Raw genomic sequence first — 3,458 nt, forward strand, 5'->3', positions numbered from 1 at the left:
GCCATTATGGCGACGGCACCTAAATCAGTGACCTTACATGTGTTCAATCGTATGGGCGAACATTTTGCGGAAAAAGCCGCTAAGGTTCAAGATTTAGCGCAAGTTGAATTACATGATTTAGATGAAATTGATGTTTATCTACCTTATGCTGATTTAATTGTGAATGCGACGAATGTGGGGATGCGTGACAATCGGTCAGTGTTATCGACCGAGCAGTTTTATGACACGCAGCCCGATGTACAAGTGGTTGATATTATTTATAAGCCTGAACCAACGCCGTTTGTGGCAGCAGCTCGGGCCGCAAATCGCCAAGCTGATGATGGCTTAGCTATGCTAGTCGGTCAAGGTGCATTGAGCTTTGAGCAATGGCGGGGCGAACTTCCGAATGTGCAAGCGATGAAACGTGCGATTAATAAAGAAGATTAGAGAGGCAAGCAAAGATGATTCTTGTCATGAAAGATGTGGCGACGGCCCAAAAAACGTTAGCGTCAGCCACGGCAGCGGGATTTGAACATGTTTTTTTGAATGAAAACCGTGTGGGATTTGCGACTGTAAAGACATTGGCGGAAGTGCCATTTGTTGATGAAACGGCAGTTGTTGAGACGATTACGAAACATCCGGCCGCCTTGAAGAGTTCCCGTTTGTTCCACCCAGCCGATACCATCATTACCACAGCGCATTCGCAAATTGGTGGTGATAATTTCGTCTTTATGGCCGGTCCAGATTCAATTGAGTCGGCTGAACATATTCAACGTATGGGTGAAGCGGTAAAAGCAGCTGGCGCAACATTACTCCGTGGTGGTTCATACAAGCCACGAACGAGTCCCTATAGTTTCCAGGGGCTGGGAGAAGCAGGGTTGCGTATGCATCGTGCGGCCGCGGATGCCCTCGGCATGGATATGATTACGGAAATTATGGATACACGAGATGTTGAAATCGTGGGCCAATATACGGATATTTTCCAGGTTGGTACCCGTAATATGCAGAATTTTAGTTTATTGAAGGCGCTAGGGGCTCAGAACAAACCAGTTGCTTTGAAGCGTGGCATGAGTGCAACCATTGATGAATTGTTGAGTGCTGCGGAATATATTGCGGCTGGTGGTAATGATCAGATTATCTTAATCGAGCGTGGTATCCGAACTTTCGATAACAAATATACGCGTAATACGATGGATGTGAGTGCGATTCCGGTGTTGCAAGAATTGACGCACTACCCCGTGGTGGCGGATCCATCCCACGCGGCTGGTGTTGCGCAACACGTGGCGGCTGTTGGTTTAGCCGCAGTGGCCGCAGGTGCGCAAGGGTTGATGGTTGAAATCCACGACAATCCGGCGGCCGCATTTGTTGATGGGGCCCAGGCGTTGACACCAACGCAGTTTGCGGAGCTAGCAAAAAAGGCGGTTGCCATTCGAGAGGTGGTTAAGTTCGGATGATTCATGTAAAACTGGCCTCGAAAGCCTATGATGTGGTCATTGCTAGTGGCGTTCGTCATCAAGTGGGTGAACGACTTGCCACAATTTGGCAACCGCGTCAGGTGATGATTGTGACAGACCAGAACGTGGGTCCCTTGTATTTAGCTGATGTCAGTGCTAGTCTGGCACAACATGGTTTTACGGTCCACACGACAACCGTACCTGCGGGTGAGACATCGAAGTCATTGCAGATGGTTGAACAAATCGTTGGTGAAATGGCAGCGTATGGCTTTACCCGGCAGGATGCCATTGTTGCCCTTGGTGGTGGTGTGGTGGGTGACTTAACCGGGGTTATCGCATCATTGTACATGCGTGGGATTGCCTTCGCCCAAATTGCGACATCATTGACCGCACAAGTTGATGCAAGTGTTGGTGGTAAAACGGCCGTTAATATGGCAACAGTTAAAAATATCATGGGGTCGTTCTATCAGCCGGATATGGTGTTGATTGACCCGGATTTTTTGCAAACGTTGTCTGATCGTGACTTAGTTGAGGGATACGCTGAAGTTGTTAAAACAAGCGTCTTAGCAGGTGGCGATTTTTGGCGTCTGACCGGTGATATTAAAACGGTGGCCGCGATTCGTGAACGGGCCGAGACGTTAATCACGAGGTCGGTGTTGTATAAACGCGACATTGTGGTGGCTGACGAAAAAGAAGGTGGCGTCCGGAAGTATTTGAACTTCGGTCATACGTTGGGACATGCGATTGAGTTGATGGCGCATGGCGAGTTGCGCCACGGTGAAGCGGTTGCCATTGGCATGGTTGCCATTTCAGAACGGTTTGAAAAAGCTGGCATCACTGAATCAGGCATAACAGCGTTGCTACGCGACCGTTTGGTAGCTGTTGGTTTACCAGTAACATCACCTTTGATAGGGCAAGTGGCTTTTTATGACCACTTAAAAAATGATAAGAAAAACGCGGCCGGTACGCTTCAGCTAGTTGCCATTTCAGTTCCTGGTCAACCGACTATTGTTCTGAAGGACCTAGCTGATATGCCAGCCTTTGTAGAAAGCAGGTAGCAATTATGCGGTATATGACAGCAGGTGAGAGTCATGGGCCAGAAGAAGTCGCCATTATTGAAGGGATTCCAGCTGGTTTAACGTTGACACAAGCCGATATTGATGAACAATTGGCCCGTCGTCAGCACGCCTATGGTCGTGGTCAACGTCAAGTGATTGAGACGGATAAAGTGACGATTATGGCGGGTGTTCGTCATCAGGTGACGTTAGGCTCACCAATTGCATTGAACGTCCATAATGATGACCACAACCACTGGACCAAAATTATGGACCCCAACGTGCCAGCTGATGCTGAAAACACAATGCGCAAGGTGATGCGACCACGTCCCGGGCACGCTGATTTGGTTGGTGGTATGAAATACCGTCACCAAGCTGATTTGCGGAATGTTTTGGAACGCTCATCAGCGCGTGAAACGGTCATGCGTGTTGCGGTGGGGGCTGTTGCCAAGAAGTTATTGGCTGAAATTGGCGTTGATGTGCACGGCTTTGTCTTGAACGTTGGACCAGCCCGGGCAGATACGAGTGTGTTAACGAACTATCGTACGCTGCAAGAGTTACGCGAAGTAACCGAAAGTTTCCCAACCCGCACTTTAGACGCTGAAACGGATGCAAAGATTCGCGAAGTGATTGATCAAACGAAGCGTGACGCGAATACGGTTGGTGGGACCGTGCAAGTGATGGCGACAGGTGTTCCAGTTGGACTTGGCTCATATGTGTCAGCTGACGAGAAACTTGATGCTAAGATTGCCCGTGCAATAGTTGGCATTAACGCATTCAAGGGAGTTGAATTTGGTGGTGGCTTTGAAAATGCCGAAAAGTACGGTAGCGAAGTCATGGACGAAATTTACTGGGATGCTGATCGTGGCTTTTACCGCGGCTCAAACAATTTGGGTGGTTTCGAAGGTGGTATGACCACTGGTGAGATGATTGTGGTGAAGGGGGTTGTGAAGCCAATTCCAACCTTGTA

General features: G+C 48.8%; 3 protein-coding genes and 1 pseudogene. All 4 read left to right on the forward strand.

What is annotated here, in order from left to right:
• Positions 1-426, forward strand: a pseudogene (locus tag WEIDD23_RS14905) (shikimate dehydrogenase); the annotation flags it as partial.
• Between the two features lie 14 nt (positions 427-440).
• A complete protein-coding gene (gene aroF, locus WEIDD23_RS09860; protein ID WP_010370309.1) occupies positions 441-1,433 on the forward strand; it encodes a 3-deoxy-7-phosphoheptulonate synthase in 993 nt (330 codons plus the stop codon).
• Positions 1,430-2,491: a 3-dehydroquinate synthase gene (aroB, locus tag WEIDD23_RS09865; RefSeq protein WP_010370311.1), complete on the forward strand. Its 1,062-nt coding sequence runs from the start codon at positions 1,430-1,432 to the stop codon at positions 2,489-2,491. The genes aroF and aroB overlap by 4 nt, the downstream gene beginning before the upstream one ends.
• Positions 2,492-2,496: 5 nt before the next feature.
• A partial coding sequence (gene aroC, locus WEIDD23_RS09870) for a chorismate synthase (protein ID WP_062358945.1) occupies positions 2,497-3,458 on the forward strand: 962 nt, incomplete at its 3' end.

The sequence above is a fragment of the Weissella sp. DD23 genome (assembly GCF_001579105.1).
In the GTDB taxonomy this organism is placed as follows: Bacteria; Bacillota; Bacilli; order Lactobacillales; family Lactobacillaceae; genus Weissella; species Weissella cibaria.